This is a genomic window from Xylanivirga thermophila, assembly GCF_004138105.1.
Classification (GTDB): Bacteria; Bacillota; Clostridia; order Caldicoprobacterales; family Xylanivirgaceae; genus Xylanivirga; species Xylanivirga thermophila.
On sequence record NZ_RXHQ01000011.1, the window covers coordinates 54,052 to 76,014 of the forward strand.

20 protein-coding genes, 1 tRNA gene and 2 other annotated features are annotated in these 21,963 nt (G+C 35.9%); of the genes, 1 reads left to right on the forward strand and 20 read right to left on the reverse strand.

The window, feature by feature from the left end; translation table 11 throughout:
* Window positions 1-224: 224 nt before the first annotated feature.
* The 17 genes from EJN67_RS06905 to EJN67_RS06985 all read right to left on the reverse strand — a co-directional run bounded on the left by EJN67_RS06905 (window position 225) and on the right by EJN67_RS06985 (window position 17,051).
* A tRNA-Ala gene (locus EJN67_RS06905) sits at window positions 225-300 on the reverse strand.
* Between the two features lie 247 nt (window positions 301-547).
* Complete coding sequence (gene proS, locus EJN67_RS06910) at window positions 548-1,993, reverse strand: proline--tRNA ligase (RefSeq protein ID WP_129723616.1); 1,446 nt, start codon at window positions 1,991-1,993, stop codon at window positions 548-550.
* A gap of 46 nt (window positions 1,994-2,039) precedes the next feature.
* Window positions 2,040-2,253 (reverse strand) — a binding site (T-box leader).
* 40 nt (window positions 2,254-2,293) lie between these two features.
* Window positions 2,294-2,470 carry a Spo0E family sporulation regulatory protein-aspartic acid phosphatase gene (locus tag EJN67_RS06915; protein ID WP_129723617.1) on the reverse strand — a complete coding sequence of 59 codons (177 nt, stop codon included), beginning with the start codon at window positions 2,468-2,470 and terminating at the stop codon, window positions 2,294-2,296.
* 137 nt (window positions 2,471-2,607) lie between these two features.
* Window positions 2,608-3,114 (reverse strand): Gx transporter family protein, encoded by a 507-nt coding sequence (locus EJN67_RS06920; RefSeq protein WP_129723618.1) that lies wholly within the window; start codon window positions 3,112-3,114, stop codon window positions 2,608-2,610.
* Between the two features lie 11 nt (window positions 3,115-3,125).
* On the reverse strand, window positions 3,126-3,524 hold the full coding sequence (locus EJN67_RS06925) for a NusG domain II-containing protein (protein WP_129723619.1): 399 nt from the start codon (window positions 3,522-3,524) through the stop codon (window positions 3,126-3,128).
* Entirely contained in the window at window positions 3,521-4,582 is a 1,062-nt protein-coding gene (locus EJN67_RS06930; RefSeq protein ID WP_165000785.1) for an FAD:protein FMN transferase, read from the reverse strand. The genes EJN67_RS06925 and EJN67_RS06930 overlap by 4 nt, the downstream gene beginning before the upstream one ends.
* A gap of 45 nt (window positions 4,583-4,627) precedes the next feature.
* Window positions 4,628-5,230 (reverse strand): HD domain-containing protein, encoded by a 603-nt coding sequence (locus EJN67_RS06935; RefSeq protein WP_129723621.1) that lies wholly within the window; start codon window positions 5,228-5,230, stop codon window positions 4,628-4,630.
* 13 nt (window positions 5,231-5,243) lie between these two features.
* Window positions 5,244-6,074 (reverse strand): amino acid kinase family protein, encoded by an 831-nt coding sequence (locus EJN67_RS06940; protein ID WP_129723622.1) that lies wholly within the window; start codon window positions 6,072-6,074, stop codon window positions 5,244-5,246.
* A 10-nt stretch (window positions 6,075-6,084) separates the two neighbouring features.
* The gene (locus EJN67_RS06945; protein WP_129723623.1) at window positions 6,085-7,050 is read right to left on the reverse strand and encodes an NAD(P)H-dependent glycerol-3-phosphate dehydrogenase; all 966 of its coding nucleotides are present in this window, start codon (window positions 7,048-7,050) and stop codon (window positions 6,085-6,087) included.
* Between the two features lie 222 nt (window positions 7,051-7,272).
* Window positions 7,273-8,688: a DUF4340 domain-containing protein gene (locus EJN67_RS06950; protein ID WP_165000786.1), complete on the reverse strand. Its 1,416-nt coding sequence runs from the start codon at window positions 8,686-8,688 to the stop codon at window positions 7,273-7,275.
* The gene (locus EJN67_RS06955) at window positions 8,685-10,109 is read right to left on the reverse strand and encodes a GldG family protein (protein ID WP_207207983.1); all 1,425 of its coding nucleotides are present in this window, start codon (window positions 10,107-10,109) and stop codon (window positions 8,685-8,687) included. Before EJN67_RS06955 ends, EJN67_RS06950 begins: the two co-directional genes overlap by 4 nt.
* 12 nt (window positions 10,110-10,121) lie before the next feature.
* A complete protein-coding gene (locus tag EJN67_RS06960; protein ID WP_129723625.1) occupies window positions 10,122-10,985 on the reverse strand; it encodes an ABC transporter permease subunit in 864 nt (287 codons plus the stop codon).
* 2 nt (window positions 10,986-10,987) lie between these two features.
* Window positions 10,988-11,935, reverse strand: coding sequence for an ABC transporter ATP-binding protein (locus EJN67_RS06965; protein ID WP_129723626.1), 948 nt, complete (start codon window positions 11,933-11,935; stop codon window positions 10,988-10,990).
* 98 nt (window positions 11,936-12,033) lie between these two features.
* The gene (gene cysS, locus EJN67_RS06970; protein WP_129723627.1) at window positions 12,034-13,443 is read right to left on the reverse strand and encodes a cysteine--tRNA ligase; all 1,410 of its coding nucleotides are present in this window, start codon (window positions 13,441-13,443) and stop codon (window positions 12,034-12,036) included.
* Window positions 13,430-14,089 (reverse strand): serine O-acetyltransferase, encoded by a 660-nt coding sequence (cysE, locus tag EJN67_RS06975; RefSeq protein ID WP_129723628.1) that lies wholly within the window; start codon window positions 14,087-14,089, stop codon window positions 13,430-13,432. Before cysE ends, cysS begins: the two co-directional genes overlap by 14 nt.
* Before the next feature lie 53 nt (window positions 14,090-14,142).
* Window positions 14,143-14,361 (reverse strand) — a binding site (T-box leader).
* A gap of 107 nt (window positions 14,362-14,468) precedes the next feature.
* Window positions 14,469-15,260: a response regulator transcription factor gene (locus EJN67_RS06980; RefSeq protein ID WP_129723629.1), complete on the reverse strand. Its 792-nt coding sequence runs from the start codon at window positions 15,258-15,260 to the stop codon at window positions 14,469-14,471.
* Between the two features lie 18 nt (window positions 15,261-15,278).
* Window positions 15,279-17,051, reverse strand: a complete 1,773-nt coding sequence (locus tag EJN67_RS06985; RefSeq protein ID WP_129723630.1) for a sensor histidine kinase — start codon at window positions 17,049-17,051, stop codon at window positions 15,279-15,281.
* A 219-nt stretch (window positions 17,052-17,270) separates the two neighbouring features.
* Between EJN67_RS06985 and EJN67_RS06990 the strand changes: the two genes are divergently transcribed.
* Window positions 17,271-18,575, forward strand: coding sequence for an ABC transporter substrate-binding protein (locus EJN67_RS06990; protein ID WP_129723631.1), 1,305 nt, complete (start codon window positions 17,271-17,273; stop codon window positions 18,573-18,575).
* Between the two features lie 115 nt (window positions 18,576-18,690).
* On the opposite strand, the gene EJN67_RS06995 is transcribed toward EJN67_RS06990, so the two are convergent.
* The 3 genes from EJN67_RS06995 to EJN67_RS07005 all read right to left on the reverse strand — a co-directional run bounded on the left by EJN67_RS06995 (window position 18,691) and on the right by EJN67_RS07005 (window position 21,923).
* The gene (locus tag EJN67_RS06995; RefSeq protein WP_243641248.1) at window positions 18,691-19,533 is read right to left on the reverse strand and encodes a carbohydrate ABC transporter permease; all 843 of its coding nucleotides are present in this window, start codon (window positions 19,531-19,533) and stop codon (window positions 18,691-18,693) included.
* Window positions 19,534-19,582: 49 nt separating this feature from the next.
* Window positions 19,583-20,452 carry a carbohydrate ABC transporter permease gene (locus tag EJN67_RS07000; protein ID WP_243641249.1) on the reverse strand — a complete coding sequence of 290 codons (870 nt, stop codon included), beginning with the start codon at window positions 20,450-20,452 and terminating at the stop codon, window positions 19,583-19,585.
* 91 nt (window positions 20,453-20,543) lie between these two features.
* Window positions 20,544-21,923 carry an ABC transporter substrate-binding protein gene (locus EJN67_RS07005; protein ID WP_129723633.1) on the reverse strand — a complete coding sequence of 460 codons (1,380 nt, stop codon included), beginning with the start codon at window positions 21,921-21,923 and terminating at the stop codon, window positions 20,544-20,546.
* Window positions 21,924-21,963 lie beyond the last annotated feature (40 nt).

A 21,963-nucleotide genomic window follows, 5' to 3' on the forward strand; every position in this document is an offset into this window, starting at 1 on the left:
ATTAGTAATCTACTAATGTTATCATGAAAAGAAAATATAAAAAATTATTTGTACAGCCTTTTAAGAAAAAAATAATATCCAAAATAAAAACACTTATATATAAGCCCTTATTCGCTAGATACATATAAGTGTTTTTTAGTACTATTCTTTGCCTATGTATTAATTATAAACATAATTAGATTTACTGTGTTGAATTCGAGCAGTGTTAGACTTTGAATCCTATTTGGTGGAGATAAGGGGAGTCGAACCCCTGACCTCTTGAATGCCATTCAAGCGCTCTCCCAACTGAGCTATATCCCCATGACAAACATTATTATAACTAAAATATTTTGATTTGTAAAGGGGTAATTTAAAAAGGTGGAAATAAAGTCATAGTTGAATAAAGGCAATGTCAATAGAAAAGACACAATTCAAATTAAACAATGCCTGGTTATACACCAAAGGCAGACAACAATCTGCTGTCTGCCTTCCCTGAAACCTCACAGTTAAATTTGTGTCCCTATGGATATGCGCCTAAAACCGCACCTTTTATTTATTTACCTGTTAATCAATATGCCTTTGCAAAATATACCATATGCTTAGCCTCTTGTCCACAGCAAACACATTTATCACCTAAATGTTCCTGCTTAAAGGGCATACACCTAGTAGTAGCACCAGTAGCATCTTTTATAGCATCCTCGCACTCCCGCCTGCCGCACCACATGGCCTTTACAAAACCTTTCTTGTTTTCCAAAGCTTCTTTAAACTCATCCATATTACCAGCTGCATAGGTATGCTCATCTCTCATGGATAATGCCTTTTCATATATACCATCATTTATACTATCCAACATATTTATTACGGTGTCAGAAATATCTTCCATCGATGCCCCTATCTTCTCAAGGCTATCCCTTCTAACCAGCACTACTTGATTATTTTTTATATCCCTTGGCCCAATTTCAAGCCGTATGGGAACACCTTTTAATTCCCATTCATTAAATTTCCATCCCGGACTTTGAGTATCCCGGTCGTCGAGTTCTACCCTAAGACCTGCCTTTTTAAGCTCGTCATACAATTCCCGTGCCTTTTCTAGCACACCTTCTTTATGCATGGCAACAGGCACTATTACCACCTGTATGGGAGCCACTTTAGGCGGGAGAACCAATCCTCGTTCATCACCATGTACCATTATTATGCCGCCTATTAACCTCGTAGATACCCCCCAGGAGGTTTGCCATACATACTTAAGCTGACCATCCTTATCTAAATATTGAATATCAAATACCTTAGCAAAATGTTGTCCCAAATTGTGTGAAGTTCCTGCCTGAAGGGCTTTTCCATCCTGCATAAGTGCTTCCATGGTGTAAGTACTTAGTGCACCTGCAAACTTCTCCTTTTCTGTCTTTTGACCAGTAATCATAGGTATTGCTAAGACATTTTTTGCAAACTCATCATATACATCAAGCATTTTTAGAGTCTCTTCTTGAGCCTCTTCATAGCTAGCATGCACTGTATGACCTTCCTGCCATAAAAATTCAGATGTCCTCAAAAAGGGTCTAGTGGATTTTTCCCACCTTACTACACTGCACCACTGGTTATACAAAAGTGGTAAATCCCTATAGGATTGAACCCATTTCGAGTACATTGCGCATATTATGGTTTCAGATGTAGGACGCACTACCAATCTTTCAGCCAGTTCTTCATCTCCCCCATGGGTCACCCATGCTACTTCAGGTGCAAACCCCTCCACATGCTCCTCTTCCTTTTTTAACAAGCTTTCCGGTATAAACAATGGAAAATAGGCATTTTTATGCCCTGTTGCCTTAAATCTCTCATCCAATTCTCTCTGAATGTTTTCCCAAATTGCATAGCCATATGGCTTAATTACCATACACCCCTTAACTGGAGAATAATCAACCAGATCCGCCTTCATTATCACATCCGTATACCATTGTGAAAAATCCTCTTCTCGAGGGGTAATATGGGCTACAAATTCCTGTTTTTTTTGTGCCATATAAAAAACTCCTTTCAAATCTATATAAAAAAACTCCTATCCTTAATCAAAGGACGGAGTTCCCCCGCGGTACCACCTTTATTGACTATATTAAATATATAATAAGTCCTCTCAATTGAATAACGGTCAACCTAAATACCGGCAAGGTATACTTATATTCCACCTTGCTGCTCCAGGGCGGGTTGGGGATACTTTAGGATCTTTCAGCCTAAGGATCCTATCTCTTAATCTTCCCTACTATTCCCTTTCATTACATTTAAGATAGTATATCCTGAAACACATTTTATCATCAATAATCTATCATTGCAACACATCATTATTATTTTTCAGCTGCAATTCATAGTAATCCACAATCAACTCATCAAGGAGTTGGCTTACCCACAGAATATACCTATCGTCCAGTTGCTGATCCACCGCATCATTCAGATACTTCCTAATATTCTCTATATTGTCCTGTATTTTTTGCATTTCCTTCATGTTGGTATCCCCCTGCTACATAGTATGCTATATTTTTATAATATATATAGCTAGCACAGCCCATATATTTATGTGCCTTATCTATTATACGCCATATTTTCGTTTTTTCCTGCTTTCTTTCTAAAAATTTAATATATTTAATGATTAGTTAAAAATTTTGGCAAAAACTGTAGGATATAAATAGACACAAGACCTATAAAAAACCCAGTTATAACAGAAACCGATGCTAAAATAGGGATATATGTAAAAAATATCCCTATAGTCCCAAATACTACAGAAGCAACTAAAAGCTGTCCTACATTATGAAATAAAGCTCCGGCAACACTTATTGCAATTAAGCTAAAATACTTCCCAAAGTACCTGTATAGTGTCCATATAACTATACAACTTAAGATACCTCCCGTCAGACTATATAGTATTGACATGGGATTACCTGCCAATAACGAGCCTAATACACACCTTATAATTACCACTAGAAGCGCCTCTCCAAACCCAAATAACGCTATAGTAACCATAGTCATAATATTGGCTAATCCAAGTTTTATTCCGGGAATCAATACAGGTAAAAAGCTCTCTATATAATGAATTACAATGGCTTGTGCAGTTATAAGGCTTAAAACCACCATCTTTTTTGTATTATTCATAACACCATTCCCTACTTTACTATATCGTCAACACCATTATTGCTCACATTAGTTCCCTCTATCTTTACCACCATTTTGTGTGGCAGGCATACTATAACCTGACCAGGGTCTTGTATCCAGCCTTCATGTATACATATCTTATCGGGACAATTAGCGTCTATAATACTTACCCCTTTATCATCTATTCGGATTACATTATATCCACCATTGCCTGTCTCTATGGTAAATTCTTTCCCAATAGTATCTACTGACATTGGAATCTTCTCTATTATCCTGCCATCTACTTCAACAATAACCTGCCTTTCATACTCACCCCTTGCCAACCACTTAGCACCAAATATCCCTATGAGAATAAATAATAATACCACACAATATATAAAAATATCCCCTATCTTAAACAATTGCTTCATTTTTTATATCCATACTCTCTATCTGTTATGTTAATTGGCACTGAGAATTTTTTTGACAAGGTTACCTTTTTATCAGTAGATACCAATAATGCATCTACCCCTTCCAATTCATCTATAATATTAAACCCTTCATAACCCATTACAAAAAGGCAGGTAGACAATGCATCGGCATCTATAGATAATGGCGATATAACAGTAGTTGCTATTATACCTTTATCAGCAGGATAACCAGTCTTTGGATCAAATATATGATGGTATCTCTTACCTGTCTCTTCATATATCTTTACCATATATCTTTGATAATCTCCAGAGCTTACAACTGCGCTATCTGAAACCTCCAATACTGCAAAGTATCCTTCATTATCCTTACTGGTTCTGGGATTTTGGACACCTATATTCCATTTAGAGCCATCCACCTTATTACCTATGGCCATAATATTACCACCTAAATTTATCAATGCATGTTCTATACCATATTTTTTAAATATCCTTGTCACCTCATCAGCTGCATATCCTTTTGCTATGGCGCCAAGGTCTATTCCCATACCCTTTTCCATAAGGTATACACTATTTTTGTCCCTATCAACTACTATCTTCTTATAATCTACATATTTTAAAGCCCCCTGTATTTCCTCAGCTGAGGGAACACGTGGATGTTCTGATTTTATATCCCACAGTTTTATAAGCGGGTATATGGTAATATCAAACATACCATTACTCATGCTACAATATTCAAGCGCCTTATCCAATACATATAGTGTGTCCTTATGAACAGTCACAGGAGCCTTACCTGCATTTTTATTTATCTTACTTATATCACTGTCATCTATGGTAGTACTCATATGCTCCTCGATCTCTTGTATACGATATATGGCTTCATCAATTGCCTTATCTACATTTTTCCCTCCATAGGCAGTAAGGGTTATTATGGTATCAAGGGCAAATGCCTCCCTTTTATGTTCATCATACTTATTTGCACTGCAACCCGATATACATATGCAACATATCAAAACTACTATGGTGATTATTTCCTTTTGTCTAGCTTTATGGTGTGCCAATTTCAAACGTCTCCATTCCATAAAATACTTCAGACATAATCTTTACTACTTACCTTCATGTTTTAGATAACCCTTTTCAACTGAATCATCTATCATCCTTTGTGCATATTCCCAGAGCACTTCTGAACTATCCTTTATATATTTATTTCGCTCTATAACTTTTGAATAGTCCACATCATGCTCACGCCAAGTGTATCCTTTAGTCATATAATTATGATATAAAGGTTGCAGCCTGTCAAGGGCAGCTCCAAACCTAGCCTCCGGAGTAGAACGTTCTTCAAACTCCCTCCATAACTCCATAAACTCATCACACTGATCTTCCGGTAACATTCCAAAAAGCTTCCTTGCAGACCTTATTTCCCTCTCTGACTTGTCCAATCCAGCCTTCTCATCATAGCAAAATGTATCACCAGCATATATCTCTACCAAATCGTGGACAAGTACCATCTTTATTACTCGGCAAAAATCCATATCTTTATCATCTACATATTCTCCTAATAGCATAGCCATTATGGCAATATGCCAGGAATGTTCTGCATCGTTTTCTCTCCGTGAAGCATCCATCAATACGGTTTGACGATAGACCTCCTTTGCCTTGTCTATCTCCTTTATAAACTGCATCTGTTTAGACAATCTATCCTTATCCATAGTTTTTCCTCCTTTATCTTATACGAAATATTGTTCTGTCCACGTTTCCTTCTATAAGGTCCTTTAACCTATGTTTTGAACTGCCAATTATGACAGTAGTTCCCTGTTTAACCGGCTCGGATAGAAATTTAAGCTTGGCCTTCATACCATTTGCCCCTTCCCTACTACTTCCATTACAATACTTTTCCAAGGAATCTATATGATCTAACAGCTCATATACATCCTTACCTTCAACTTCCCTTATAATGGATGTAGAGTCTTTCGGATCCTTCAAGATCCCTGGAGCTGATGTCAATAATATAAGCATTCTAGCCCGCACTAATACTGCTATCTGTGCGGCAGTTTCATCATTATCTATACATTCTACAACATTCTCATGATTTTGCTTTAAGTTATACAGCTCCATTTTGCGTATCTCTTCGCTACTTACCGAGTCATTATAATTGACTATAGGTATAGCACCCTGCTCAGATGCACGGTTTAAAAGTTTTCTTATAAACTCGCGCTTTTCAGGATCATTAAAATGTTGATGTTCTACCAATATCTGTCTTACAGAATATTTAGGATCTATAAACCTTCTGTAATTTTCCATTAGTATGGCTTGTCCCTGAGCCGCATAATCAGCCTTTACCTCCTGCATGTCTAAACCCTTTAGCTCATCCCCATTATTACGCTTCATATAGTCCAAACGCCCTATTTCAACAGAGCCCGAGGTGACCCATATAAAGTCCGGATTAAGATCCATACCCAATCTGCTAAATACATTATAATCTATATCATATTCGTCCTTGCGTATAAGTGCCATAGAACCTATTTTCCCAACGATTTCATGATCAAATTTCATTTATACAACTCTACCCCCAAAACTCAAATTTAATAGAACGTAAAAACATATCATTTAATACCTTTTCCGGTTCCCTTTTGTCAAATAGTATGGCATATACTCCCTGACATATGGGCAAGTCAACATTGTATTCTTTAGATAAATTTACAAGGGCTCTAGTAGTATCTACCCCTTCTGCTAATTTTACAAAATACTCTCCCTTTGCATATGCCTCACCAAATCTACGGTTATGACTATGGGCTGAAAAAAGTGTAGCTTCATAATCACCTAAATGGCATAGGCCATAAGCAGTAAAAGGATCGCCACCTAGTGCCCTTATAAGGCGGGAGATCTCCCTAGTACCCCTTGCCATAAGGGCTCCTTTGAGACTGGTAAGATTAAATCCATCTAGCATGCCTGCAGCAATCCCTATTACATTTTTAGATGCCGCCCCTATCTCATTGCCTATTAAATCATGTCCATAATAAAACCTTATAAGTTCACTGGCGAATATGTCAACAAGTTCCTTTGTAATTCCAGTGTCTGCAGAATCAATTACCATGCAATTTGGTATACCATTTATATAATCCTGTACATGACCTGGACCTACCCATATTGCCAAATTGACATCCTTATCTATCCCATCATTAAATACTTCTGTAAGCCTTTTACCCGTATCTGCCTCTATTCCCTTCATACACAGGACAAAGGTTTTGCCCTCTATATTGTACTTTGATAGTCTGCCCGCAAATTCCCTCAACCCTTGGGCGCTTATAGATATAATTATTACATCTCCATGGGATATGGCCTCATCCAGAGAATTGGTAAGCTTTATAGATGGCGGGAGGGTAAGATAACTATTTTGCCTATTCAGTTCTAAATTTTTATATGAATCAGAATTCTTCCTACCCCACAACATTACATCATAACCTAATTTTACACAATACCAAGCCAAAAAACTACCCCATCTTCCACATCCCAAGACAGAAATTTTCATAATAACTACCTCATTTCAATTTTCTTTTTATAGAATAAATACCCATCACAACTTATTAAATATGTATAACCAACCATGAATATTATATTATCCTTAAATATATTACACAAGAACTTAATATGCAATCTTCAATTTGTAATATGGATTATATTGACATAAATAATGATTAATAAAAGAATACCGTAAAACCACTGAATAAGCAGTCTTACGGTATTATCTTAGTTAATCATTTTCTAGTTTGCCCTGTATGAGAAGCTCTAGATCCTCTAGCATCTTATGCACCTGATCCCTGCTTATAATAAATTCTGCCTTCCCTTGACGTACAACTGAATAAAAATCCCTGTCATATGGTACATAATCCACATGGATCTCCCGATCTTTTCCCTTGTTTAAGAAAAAGGTGGTCTTGACTTCGGCCTTTTCTGTCGACTCCTTATCATTTTCTGCATCCACAAGCAGTCCTATAATACTCTGATAATACTTTTTAAATGGACTCTCCTCTACTTCTTTGCCATCCACTTTATAAACGGTTTCTATCTCATCCTCTTCCCCTTCCTTTTCTGCCTTTTTAGTAGAACGCTCTAGGGTAAGAGTATGAGCTTTTCCTTCACCTTCTACAACTATCTTATCAACATCATCTATATTGACTATAAATGCAAACTTTTCTACGAGTTCAAACGGCTTGATATCCATAAATGATACCTTTTCCTTTGCCATCGTATATACTGCATTAGAGTCTGCCGTTTTAAAATATACTTCATCATCGCCTGCATCTTTTCCAAAATACAGATGAACAGTATTTGATTTATCCTTTACCACGAGTTCCCTAGAGGGAACATCTAAGCCATACTGACCCAAATCTGAAGGATCATCATCTATGAAGCCTTTTATTTCAAGATTTGGTATGTCGGAGAGTACCTTCTCAATGCCATTGCTATCTACTCCCATCGGCTGATTATACGGCTTTATCATCTTCCACATTCCAAGACCAAATTGGGCTTCATCTTCAGAACGATTGTCATTTTCCTTAATTTCTATAACAGTTTTATCTGCAATAACCATCTTTAGGTAAGATAGCTCTTGTACATTTATCTCGGTCAACTTTTTCTCCCGTATATCGTCCATTTTATAGCTAAAGTGTTCTCCGTGATTCATCCATACGGCATAGACCTTAGGATCGCCCTCTATCATAATATAATAATTATTTCCTGTAGGTGCCTTGTCCCCAAGATAAAATACTTTAGTCTTATTACCGTCTTCAAGCTCTGCCCATGCCTTTACTGAAGGCTCTTTGAGGCCATATTGGGATAAATCATCAGGATTTTCATCTACTACCCTCTCAGCATATAGGCTTGCAAAACTATAGGCAATATCATCTATATAGGTCTGCTTTAGCTTTACAGGATGTGGATAATCAATAGACCACTCTTCTCCCTTCTTTATAAAGGTTAAGGTAGAATCCTTTGATTGAAGCACCATCTTGTTTATTTTATCCTTCTCTACCTTACTCAGCTCTATCTTTTCCTGTTCTCCCTCAGCATCTTCTTTTTTCGTAGGTCGGTTCTTCATAAATATATAACTACCTATAAGCAAGCCCAATACTACTATTAGTATAATTATCTTATTGCCCTTACTCATAGATGTCTCCTCCTCAGCCATACCATAAGTCCTGCCAAAAAGATCACAACAGGAATAACTATAACCACAATACCCGACCAAACTAGAGATTGCATACCCGTTATATTCAGTCTAGTATATTCAAGACTCTTCGAGCGGATAGATATCATATCCTTTTTATCCTGCAACCAGCTAAGGCTGTTTAATAACAATTCGCCATTCCCCGGAACTTGAGCGGAAAATTGTCCATCGGTAAATGTAGCATTACCTACAACCACAATTTTAGTAGTCTTTTCCTTATTATCCTCATAGGTTTTATCCGTAACCGCTACAGCCAAATCAAAAGGTCCTTCAAAATCACCTGTTTCCTTGTCCACAGTCTTTGCATCTAGATTCTTCTTTCCCCATGAATTAGATGAGGTGGTGAGTAATGGCTCAACTTCTATGGACCTCTTCTTTTTGTCCAGCGTCTCTATTCCCTGTGCACCAGGCATAATAACCATCATGTCTTTGCTCTTTAAAGGGGATATTATATCATGGGATTCCATATTAGGTACTAACCATACCGGATTACCTGCATGATGATTTCTATCGCCTTCAACTATTATGGAGGGTTGAATGGCTACGCCATAACTTTTCAGCAATGATTGAAAATTAGTTAATTCATCACGGAGCACATCAAATAGAAATACTGCCCTTCCTTGATTTGTAAGATACTCCCTTATCTTTTTATCCTCTTCTTCTGAAATATCCCGTTTAGGAGATATTACCATAAGCAAATCGATATCCTCTGGTATCTTATCTTCAGTAAGGAGGTTAAGTTCTTTCACCTCATAGTTCTCATTTTCAAACCTTTTTTTCAATTCAACCGACAATGCCGTTTCATCATGCCCCTGTAAGGTATATACAACTGGATTTTTCTCAGAAGTAACATATGATATTGCACTAGTCACCCTCTGTTCTACAGCAATTGATTCTGCCCTATAGGTTTGGTAGTTATAATCATATAGATCAAAGGGACTTATAACTTTAAATTTATTTCCGCTTATGACTATGAGGCTACCAGTACTTAATCCATTCCCTTCCTTATCATACTGTTTTGCAAATGTAGGATTTTTCACAGGATCTACATATTCAACAGATACCTTTTTTGTACGTGCCTCATATTTCTTGAGTATCTCATCTACTTCCTTATTTTCCTTTCCTGCCTCATATAGACCTATTATCCTTATATCCTGATCAAGGTTATCTAGTATCTTATAAGTGTCTTCAGATATTGAATATAGTTTATTTTGCGTTAAATCTAACTTCCATGGTATCTGATCCACTAAAAGATTTACAACTATCAATATGGCTAGTACTACTGCGGTCATCAATGTGGCGTATCCACCATACTTGAACTTTTTATCTTTAAATGATTCAAGGATACTTCCTTTTTTCAACGTACTCCCCCCTTAGCTCCATCTTTTTTTGTCTATTCTACGTATAGTCAAAAATACAAAAGCAAAAGAAAACGTTACATAGTATATTATTGGGCTTAAACTAATGACTCCCATCGCAAAGTCTTGATATCTTTTAAGAAGTGAAAACCACTCAAAAAATTTTACAATAAACGCATCATAAATAGTACTATTAATCATATATACTATTACTATTATAATGCCGCCCACCGCTGCAGTGCCAATAGTAACAAAGGTATTTCTAATGCTAAAGTATACAAATAATGAAATTAATGCAACCAGTATAGATGCAAAAACCACTCCCGGAATAGTTCCTGTAGGCAAACCTTGCTGTATACCCTCAAGGAGCCATATAAAAAGCATCACGCCAAATGTGACTATACCTGCAGTTACCTGATTCTCCGTAAGGGATGAGATAAAAAGACCTATGGATATAAAAGCAGAACCTAATAGGAAAAATCCCACATATCCACCTATAATCTCCCCAACAGGTACTTTGCCAAAAAAACTTAATATTATCGGATACAAGCAAGTTATAAGCAAAGTTATCAAAAAAACTGTTACTGCAGCAAAATATTTGCCAAATACAATGTCCGATACCTTCAAAGGACTTGTAAGAAGCAGTTGATCGGTCTTTTGTCTAGCTTCTTCAGACATCAGTCTCATAGTAAGGAGTGGTATGGCAAACAAAAATACAAAGGTTATACTGGCAAGTACACTATTATAATTCGGACTTGCAGACATCAAGTTGTACAATGCAAAAAATATACCCGATATCAATAAAAAAGATCCCATAAAGATATAGCCGGCAGGTGAAGAAAAATACATCTTCATCTCTCTTTTAAATACTGACAGCATAATTATGATACCCCCTCTTCTTCCGTAGTAACATGCAAAAAGATATCTTCAAGAGTCATATCCATAGACTTCATCATTAGTATTGGATACTGTGCCCTACTCATAGCAAAGAATAGTGATTTTCTTATGTCGATATCCTTTTGTGATTCAACTAAAATATCTACGGTATCAGGCTCTTTATTTCCCTGAATATCAGCGTATTTTACTCCCTGTATTTCCCTTATTGTTTTTAGTACTTGCTTGTCAGGCCCTGATACCCTGAGTATCAGTTTACTGCTATCACCTATCCTTCTAGATAGATTTTCTGGGGTATCGCTTGCTACCAGCTGACCTTTATTTATTATGATTACCCGCTCGCACACCGCACTAACCTCAGGTAATATATGGGAACTCAATATTATCGTATGCTCTTTCCCCAATTCTTTTATAAGATTTCGAATTTCGATAATCTGTTTTGGATCCAAGCCTACAGTAGGTTCATCCAGTATAAGTACCTCAGGATTACCAATCATAGCCTGAGCTACTCCAACCCTTTGTTTATAGCCTTTTGATAGGTTCTTTATGAGTCTTCCCCTTACATCACCTATACCCGTAAGTTCGGTTACCTTGTCTAAGGTCTTCTTTTTATTATTTACATCGACCTTCTTTATATTGCTCACAAATTCCAGATATTCTTCTACCGTCATATCCATATAAAGCGGTGGAAATTCCGGTAAATATCCTATACGTTTCTTTACTTCTAAAGGATTTTCCAGGATATCATAGCCATCCACTTTTATTGTACCTTCTGTTGCCGATATATAACCGGTAATTATATTCATAGTGGTAGACTTCCCGGCACCATTAGGTCCTAAAAAGCCAAGAATTTCACCTTTGTTTACAGTGAAATTGATATGATCTACAGCAACATGCTGTCCATATCTCTTGGTAACATTTTGAACTTCTATCAACGGTCTCCCCCCTATTTTTTTGTATTATTTGTAACGACTATTATATCATCACGCAAATGATTATAGCAAAAGTTTTTGAATAAATTGTGAATAATTTATTAAATAAATTCCTTGTAATGCCACTTTACTCCTTGAGGGGTATCCTCTAATATTATACCTCTACTCTTTAAATCATCCCTTATCTTGTCGGCAAGTGCCCAATTTTTCTCCCGCCTGGCCTGCTGACGCTTTTCTATAAGTAATTGTACTTCCATATCTATATCCTGCTCTTTATCCTTTTTAAGAATACCTATTACCCTGCAAAGCTCTAACAACCTATCATAGGCAACCTTTATTACCTCCTTAGGTGTATCTGCATTTAGCGTTGAATTTGCATCCCTTACCATATCAAATATGGCTGCTATGGCATCGGCAGTATTTATATCATCCTCCATTGACTGTTCAAATTCTTTCTTATAGCCATCCAAACGCCCTAAAAACTCTGTATAAACCTCAGATATTGTTCCACACTCCTTTGCATTCTCCATCAAATATTCCATATTCTCCTTTGAATTATACAACCTCTCTAGGGCACTTTGAGCCTGTTTTAAAAGTTCCTTGCTAAAGTTTATTGGATTCCTATAATGGGCAGATAACATGAAAAATCTCACCACTTCGAGGTCAAACTCTTCCCCTATCTCCCTTACTGTAAAGAAATTACCAAGGGATTTTGACATCTTTTGATTGTTTATATTTATATAACCATTATGGAGCCAATATCTAGCAAACGGCTTACCAGTCAAACCTTCACTTTGGGCAATTTCATTTTCATGATGGGGAAAAATAAGATCCTGACCCCCTGAATGAATATCCATAGTTTCACCCAAGTATTTCATAGACATAACAGAGCACTCTATATGCCATCCAGGCCGTCCTTTGCCCCATGGACTATCCCATGCAGGTTCTCCCGCCTTTTGAGCCTTCCATAGGGCAAAATCCATTGGATTTCTCTTATTTGTATTTACATCTATGCGTGCTCCCGCCTCTAAATCATCTATACTCTGCCCCGATAATTTGCCATAGTCTGGGAATTTTTTAGTATCGAAATATACATCCCCATCCAATTCATACGCCAATCCCTTATCTATAAGCCTTTGTACAAATTCTATTATATCATCTATATGTTCCGTAGCCCTTGGATGATAGTCAGCCCTCTTTATATCCAATGCATCTGCATCTTTAAAATATTCGTCTATAAACTTATCCCCAAGTTCCTTTATGGATACACCTTCCTCATTGGCACGTCTTATCATCTTATCATCTATGTCGGTAAAATTTTGAACAAATGTGACATTATAACCCTTATACTCAAAATATCTTCTTAAGGTGTCAAATACTATAAATGGACGAGCATTTCCTATATGAAAATAGTTATAAACGGTAGGTCCGCATGAATACATACGCACCTCTCCTTCATGTATAGGTACAAATTTTTCTTTTTCCCTAGTAAGTGTATTATACAGTTTCATCTTTACCCTCCAATTTTTTTATTGATTTTTCTAAACATATAATTTTATATTTTAAAATATCAATCTGTTCCTCTACAGGATCCGGCATCCTTATCTGATCTAGGTCAATGCCTTCATCGCATATCTTCCTCTTATCCTTTATTACTATATGCGCTGGTACACCAACTGCTGTACAATTTGCCGGTACTTCCTTAAGCACCACGGCATTTGCTCCTATCTTTGAATTATCCCCTACCTTGAAAGGTCCTAGTACTTTGGCTCCTGTGCTTATAACAACATTATTTCCTATAGTGGGATGCCTTTTACCAGTCTCCTTGCCAGTACCACCGAGGGTAGCTCCCTGGTATATAGTAACGTTATCACCTATTTCAGCAGTCTCACCTATAACCACACCCATTCCATGATCTATAAATAGACCTTTACCTATTTTAGCCGCAGGGTGTATCTCAATCCCAGTTATAAATCTATTTATCTGAGAAATTATACGGGCAATTAGCCTCCATCCCTTATTATAGAACCAATGTGCTATTCTGTGAAGTATTATGGCATGGATTCCCGGATAGCATAGCAATACTTCAAAGGCATTTCTAGCGGCAGGATCCCTTTCAAGTACGGCATTTATATCATAACGCAAGGCCTTAAACATTACATTTCACTCCTTAAAAATTTCTATACTAAAAAAACCTACGCATCTGATAAATCAGAGACGTAGGCTAGCTTACGCGGTTCCACTCTGTTTGAGTAAATTACTCCCCTCGAAGCATTAACGCAGCATATACGGCATACCCTACTAAAAATTCGAATATGCAGCTCCCAGGTGCACTTTCAATATATACCCTTTCCAGAATGATTTCCACCCGATGATCATCCCTCTCTGTGGATGGCATATATATACTTCTCCCCGTTCATCGCCATTATAGATTTTTAGTTTTATCAATATATTATATGCAAGATATTTAAAAGTCAATAATTAATAACCCGTTTTGCCCTCTTTAAAACATAAAAATGCAAAACTTGGTTTTTATCTACTTATTTTTGTACTCACCAGGCGTTAGTCCAATATTTTTCTTAAAAAGACGCGAAAAATATGCAACATCTGTAAAACCTACTGCATTAGCCACCTCATATACCCTATATCTAGGATCCTTAAGCAGCTTTTTTGCTTCCCCCAGTCTTATATTATTTAACACATCTACAAAATTAGAGCCTGTATATTTTTTAAACAATTTGCTTAAATGCCATGTGCTAACATATAGATGATCTGCAACTTCCTGTAAGGTAAGATTTTTATGATAATTCTCTTGCATATACTCTATTGCCTTTGATATATATAAGCTTTGGTATTCGTTTTCCTGTCCTTCATAATTAGAATTATCAGAAATACCATAGTACTGTTTTATCTGTTTTTCAAGATGCCCATAATACTCCTTTTCCTCTCTATCCTTTTGTATTTCATATTTGGCTTCATTTACTGCCTCCATTAATTCGCTATTTTTGGTAGGCTTAAGTAAAAATCTAAACGCCCCCAAATGTACAGCTTCCTGTGCATAGGCAAAATCCCTGAAACCTGTAATGATGATTATTCTGCAATCATCTTTTAAATCTTTTATTTTTTTTATCATATCCAACCCATCTATGCCAGGCATCCTTATATCAGTAATAATGATATCAGGTTTCTTATGTCTTATAATTTCCAGACCTTCTTCACCATCTTCCGCTTCGCCTACTATTTCACAACCCAGTGTGTCCCAGTCTATGGTCTTTCTTATACCTTCCCTTATCACATATTCATCATCTATTATCACTACTCCAAACATACTTCTGCCCCCTTAAAACTACTTTTTAAATGGCAATATAACGGTCACACAGGTGCCCTTCCCCCTATGACTAGATAAATCTATCCCATATTCTTTGCCATACATCAGCCTTATCCTTCTGTGAACATTTATCATACCTATATGTGTATTACTTTGTACCTCTTTTTCTATATCAACATCCTCATCTAAATATTTTTTTATGAGCTGCAGTTTCTCTTCTGACATGCCTATGCCATCATCCATAACTTCCATAAGCAATCTGTACCCTTGAATACCACTTTTAAGATATATATGTCCCCCGCCTTTTTTGTTCTCCAATCCGTGATACACTGCATTTTCTATAAAAGGTTGTATCGAAAGCATTGGTATTATACAATCAAGGGTGTCTGAATCTATTTCTTTTATAATACTTATCCTATCGCCAAATCTTTTTTGTATAAGAAATGCATAATTATCGATATATTCTATTTCCTTAAATAGCGGTATTTCCCGCTCATTACCCCTATTTAAGCTAGCATCTATTATAAAGGCAAATGCCTCTATCATCTCGCTGATCTCATCTAAATCAGCAAGTTTTGCCTTCCAACTTATAGTCTCTAATGTATTATATAAAAAGTGGGGATTTATCTGAGCCTGAAGCGCTTTTATCTGGGCGTCCTTTAGCGCTATCTGCTTCTTATATACAGAGTTTATTAAATTTGATATCTCTATAGACATATTGTTAAAACTATCAAATACATATCCAAGCTCATCCTGCCTTTTAATCTGTACAGTAGCCCCAATTTCTCCATCCTCAACCCTTTTCATGGTATTTATAAGTATCTTAGTTGGTTTTACTATATCAAAATACATTATATATATGACAACCATCCATAAAGGTAGTGTTAAAGTGCATAATATGGCTATTTTTTTTGCTGTTTTTTTTACATCTTCCAAAAATATATTTGAGGATATGGTGACAGTGATTTTCCAATCGATGGGAGTTACATCTTTATATATTATGTAAAGCGTATCATGATTTATAAATACCTCTTCTATACCCTGTTTATTATTATTAAGCATTTTTTTTATATCTACAGGTGTAGATGCTAGACTAAAACTGTCAAATGCAAAAAGCTTTATATAGTCATCATTATATATAGATATATTCTGTTTTTTGCTAATCGCAAAGTCTTTAAAAGAGTCAAACAGATATCCTTCGTCTATCTTATATGCCAATACACCTATCTCTTCAAGGGAATTTATATCGTATACCATTTTTATAAGGTAAATACCTATAGAATTGTTATATTCTTCATGAAAATACCATATTGGCTTTCCCTTTTGCTCTTTAGCACTATTATATATATCTTCTATAAGTAAATCAGGAGGATTATAGGCTTGAAAATTTTTATTTACCCCATAGGTCTTCCCATTAGCTGTAAAATGAAAGAATACTGCTTTAAGCTCTGATTTTGAATGCAATATTGATTTAAGATATCTCTCGAAATCTTCCTTAAATGTATACTCAGATAATATATCCTTACACACTTGAAGCTTTAACTGTTTATCAAACACATATATATTATCGTCATAGAGCATTTCCTGGGCAAATGTATTGAGCTTTAAAGTACGCTCCATCAATAGATCTGATAACTCGTTTACGCTTTGCCAAGAATACTGTATAACCTTCTCCTTTATAGCCTTTGCATAGTTTTTATATCCTGTGTATCCAATTACCACCATTGGGTATATTATCAATATAACAGTTATAATTATAAGCTTTTGTCTTATGGATAATTTTTTAGCCATGCATTATCACCCCAATTTATATGATATTTTCGATAAAAAATCTATATATCCTGCCAAAAAAAAATCAATAGGCCAATAAAATGCAAGATATGCCAAGATAGACAGTTTTGTTATATAAATAGAAATACTAAGCTTTAATATATAGGTAATATATGCTATAATTTTGTAATAGCAATGCATTTCAAATAGACAATTTTTCTAGGAAGGTGTTGATGCACTGTGTATAAAAGGGAAAAATGTGTCTGCATACTATTTACGTTAGGCATTATATGCACTATCTTTGCAAGTTGTTCTCAGGATAGTAGACCCTATACCTACCAAGACGAAATAATTCACTCAAGCAACAATCCTTCCAACACTGATGAAATAGATAAAAATCAGCAAATTCGCATAGTAACGTATCATGTAGGTGAAGACACATGGGCAGGCACATATAATGAGGTATTAAATGACTATATAAAAGAAAACCCCCACTTGAATATTATCGATGAATCTGTGCCAGCTCCTGGAGATATAATAAGGACAAAGATTAAAACCGACTTTGCATCTGGAAACGAACCGGATATATGTTTCTTTTTTACCTCTGCCGATGCAAAGCCATTGGTAGAATCAGGGAAATTGTTTGCATATGATGAGGAACTAAAAAAAGATAAGGAATGGGGGGATAATTTTTTACCTGCTGCTTTAGATGCAGTAAGATATAAGGATGGAAAAATATACGCTATTCCCACAATAGGATTTTATGAAGGACTCTTTTGTAATAAAGATCTATTTGATAGATATGAAATTGATATACCACGTACTTATGATCAACTAAAAAAATCTATAGAAATATTTAGCAATAATGATATTATCCCTATAGCAGACTCCATCTCAGATTCATACTATCTTATAGAAACTTTTATACTTTCTACTGCAGGTCCAACATTACAGAACGAATTTTTTGATTCCTCTTGGGCTAAAGGGCTTGATTATATAAAAGAATTATATCATATGAATGCATTCCCCAAAGATGCCCTGACCATAAAGGAACCTGAAGCTAACAGACTATTTGTTGAAAAAAAGGCAGCCATGCTGATAGCTGGATCATGGGTGCTAGGCCAGATAAGAGATCAGCAAAATACTGTAGTAATACCTCTCCCGCTGGTACCAGATGCCAAAGCCCATCCAAATGATATAATAGGGGGTTTTGACTCAGGTTGGTATATAACCAAATCCCTTAATGATGAAAAGAATAATGAACCGCTTAAGATGGTTAAATATTTTACATCTCCAGAGATAGTAGCCAAATTTATCAATAAGGCGGGAGTACCTGCTATGAAATCTATGTCCCCCATAATGACTACCCCCCTACAGAAGAGCGGATATGAGATGTTTTCAAAGGCAAATACAATTACAAAACCCATAGATAATAAGATATCGCCATCAGCCTTTTCCCACATAAGAACTAATATGGCTTATATAGTAGAGAATAAGAAAACTGCACAAGAAGTGCTTGATGAAGCAAAAGCTTTAAATAGATAAATCATCAAATAAAAATCTGATATGCCTATAATAAAATAATATGCTCCTCCTTGTCTTAAACAGTTTTTATTATTTTAACTGCTTACCACAAGGGGAGCATATCAGGTTTTCTCATTCAACCTTTCACTGCACCTGCTGTCAATCCATCTACAATTTGTTGCTGAAATGCTAGATAGACGCACAACATAGGCAGCACAATTATGGTAATTGCAGACGCCATAAGGCCATAATCTGTTCCATACTGACTGCTTATTTCATTGAGCAATACATTTATGGGCTGCATATTGCGAGATCTTAATATAATAATAGACATAAACAAATCGTTGTATGACCATAGAAAGGAAAATATACCAACAGTAGCAAATGCCGGTTTTGCTATGGGAAATATCACCTTGCTATATATTTGCCATGCATTACACCCCTCAACTACAGCTGCCTCTTCCAATTCTATTGGGATAGTAACCAGATAACCCATTAAAACAATAATAGCAAAGGATAGATTACCTGCTACCTGTGGTAATATAAGCCCTAGGTAGGTATTGGTCAATTTCATCTTATATAGCATTCCAAATAGAGGGATAGCTGTAACATAGGCAGGAAAAAGCAGACTTCCTACTATTAACATATTAAAAAAGCCTTTTGTTTTGAAATTATATCTTGACATTACATATGCTGCCATCCCTCCAAAAAGTATTACCAAAACAACCACAGAACCTGACACAATAAAACTATTTAAGTACCCACGTCCAATACTCATCCTCTTGAAGGCATTTACATAGTTATCTAAATAAAAACTATTAGGTAGCGCAAAAGAATGTTGTATCACATCTTTAGAGGGTTTAAATGAGTTATTAATCACCCAGACAAGGGGATAAATAGTAGTAAATGCATATAAACATAATACTATATATGTAATTGTCTTTCCTCCGCTGCCCTTTTTCTTCACTTTTGTCGACATATAAAGCATCCTTTCTTTAAAATCTACATAATACAATACTTATCTGTTTTCAATAGGTAATTTCCTCTCTCTTTAGCAGTTTATCTAGTAAAAGTGATATTACAACGCCTAATACTACTATAAGCACAGCTATAGTGGAGCCATAACCAAATCTATTATCTGTAAATGTTTTTTGGTACATATAAGTACTAAACAGCTCTGTCGTCCCCATAGGGCCTCCCTGTGTAATGACAAATACTATGTCAAATACCTTGAGTGTACCAGTAATTGCTAATATTAAACACACCTTTATCATATCCCAAATTAAAGGAATGGTAATATAAAATGTTTTAGTAAATCCATTTATACCATCTAGCTGAGCACATTCATATAATTCTTTAGGTATACGTTTAATAGCAGTTAATAGAATAACAAAATAAAAACCTATATACTGCCATATAATAGGGATACTCACCATTCCCATAGCCTTTTCTTCAGAAAGCCATATAACTGGTTCCTTGCCCATAATGGTCCTTATGCTATTTAATAGTCCACCTTCGTATACATAAAACAATTTAAACAAAAGACCGATAGCCGTTGCTGAAATAACAACAGGAAAGAAAAATACTGTTTTAAAAAAGTTGCTTCCGACCTTGATACTATCTACCAATATGGCAAATAACAGTCCTAAACCTACCTGTATGATGCAAACAAAAAACATCAGTATAAAGGTGTTCTTTGCCGCCGTCTTTATAATGGGATCATGTATCAATCTTTTATAATTTCCTAATCCTATAAACTTGGAATAAAAGAATCCATCCCAATCGAAGAAACTCTTGTAAAAATTCATAAAAAAGGGGTAGTACAAAAATATGCCCATAAGTAAAAAAGCTGGGAATAAAAATAATACTAGAGATGTTTTGCTTTGATACTGTTTCAATGAATCTTCCCTCCCATAATCATTTGTAGTTAGATATAGGCTAACAACAATTTATGCTGCTAGCCTGCATCATAACTTTTTAACTATTTCCTTATTGCTCTGGATTTTGAACTTTCATAACTTCTTCTAATACATCCTCAGGAGTCTTTTTGCCTGTTACAATAAATGGTGTTCCTTGTTTTACTATGACATTAAAAGCTTCTGGAGTAAGTCTAGAATCAATTGGCATATTCAATGTACTAGCCTCTGCAAACATCTTGTGACCATCCTGGGCAACTGGGCTTAGACCAGGCACCGATACCCTTGCAGCAGGAATACCCCCATTTGCTGTAGCCATCTTTTCTATCATCTCTTCACTCAAAAGATAATCCACCAATTTTATAATAGCCTCCTGCTTATCTGGATCATCATATCCCTTTTTACTGATATAATAACCTGATGAGAAACCACCAATTATGGATTTGGGATCCATTTTCCCATTAGGCGCTGGCGTCATGGGAATAACGGTCATATCATTTTGAAGCTCCTCATCACACCCACCTATAAACCATGAACCTTCAAGTATCATAGCAGCTTTCTTTTCACGAAATAGATTTTGAGCACCTTCTATCTCTAAACCAGTAGCATCGGCAGAAAAGGCATTCATATCATATAATTTCTTCATATTATTAAATCCCTCAACCCAGTCAGGATTTACACCGTTTGAAAATACATCTTTATGCCCTTCAGCACCTGCAGCAGATAATACAAAATGTTCAATTAAGTAATGGGACTGACCTACTGGAGCAGCAATGGGAACTATGCCCTTTTCTTTTAATTTCTTTACTGCATTTTCTAACTTATCCCAGTCCGTAGGTAAATCAAGATCATTTTCTTCAAACATTTTTTTATTTACAAATAATCCTTCATAAAAACCTGTAACAGGTAAAGCATAGATCTTACCATCAAACTCCCTCATGGCCTCTTTAGAGGCTTCTGTCACAGCACTGCCAAGATCAGGATGTTTGGACCACATAGTTTCATAGTCCATAACCTTGCCGCTCTCAATGAGCCCCTTAGCGTCAGCCGCCGTATAGAAAAATACCACATCAGGATCATTACCAGAAGAAAAATCGGTCTTTACCTTCGTTCTATATCCATCACCTTCAGAAGTCATCGATTCATCCTCGATTTTAATATGGGGATTCTCAGACATAAAATCTTCTATAGCTTTTTTATAAACCTCCGTCGCAGGATCCGTCCCGCCAAACATAGTAGAAGTCTTTAGGGTTACATCCTTCTCATTGTCATCATCTTTTTTGTCATCATCTTGTTTGTCATCATCTTGTTTGTCATTATTATCCTGGTCCACAATTTCATCGTCTTTTTTGTTTGCATCTGCATTTTCATCCTTGTCACCGCATCCCACAATCAATACCATTACGAGTGTCAATGACAACATAATGCACAGCCATTTTTTGGTTTTTTGCATAAAAATAAACCTCCCCTGTTAGATTTAATATTGATCTATT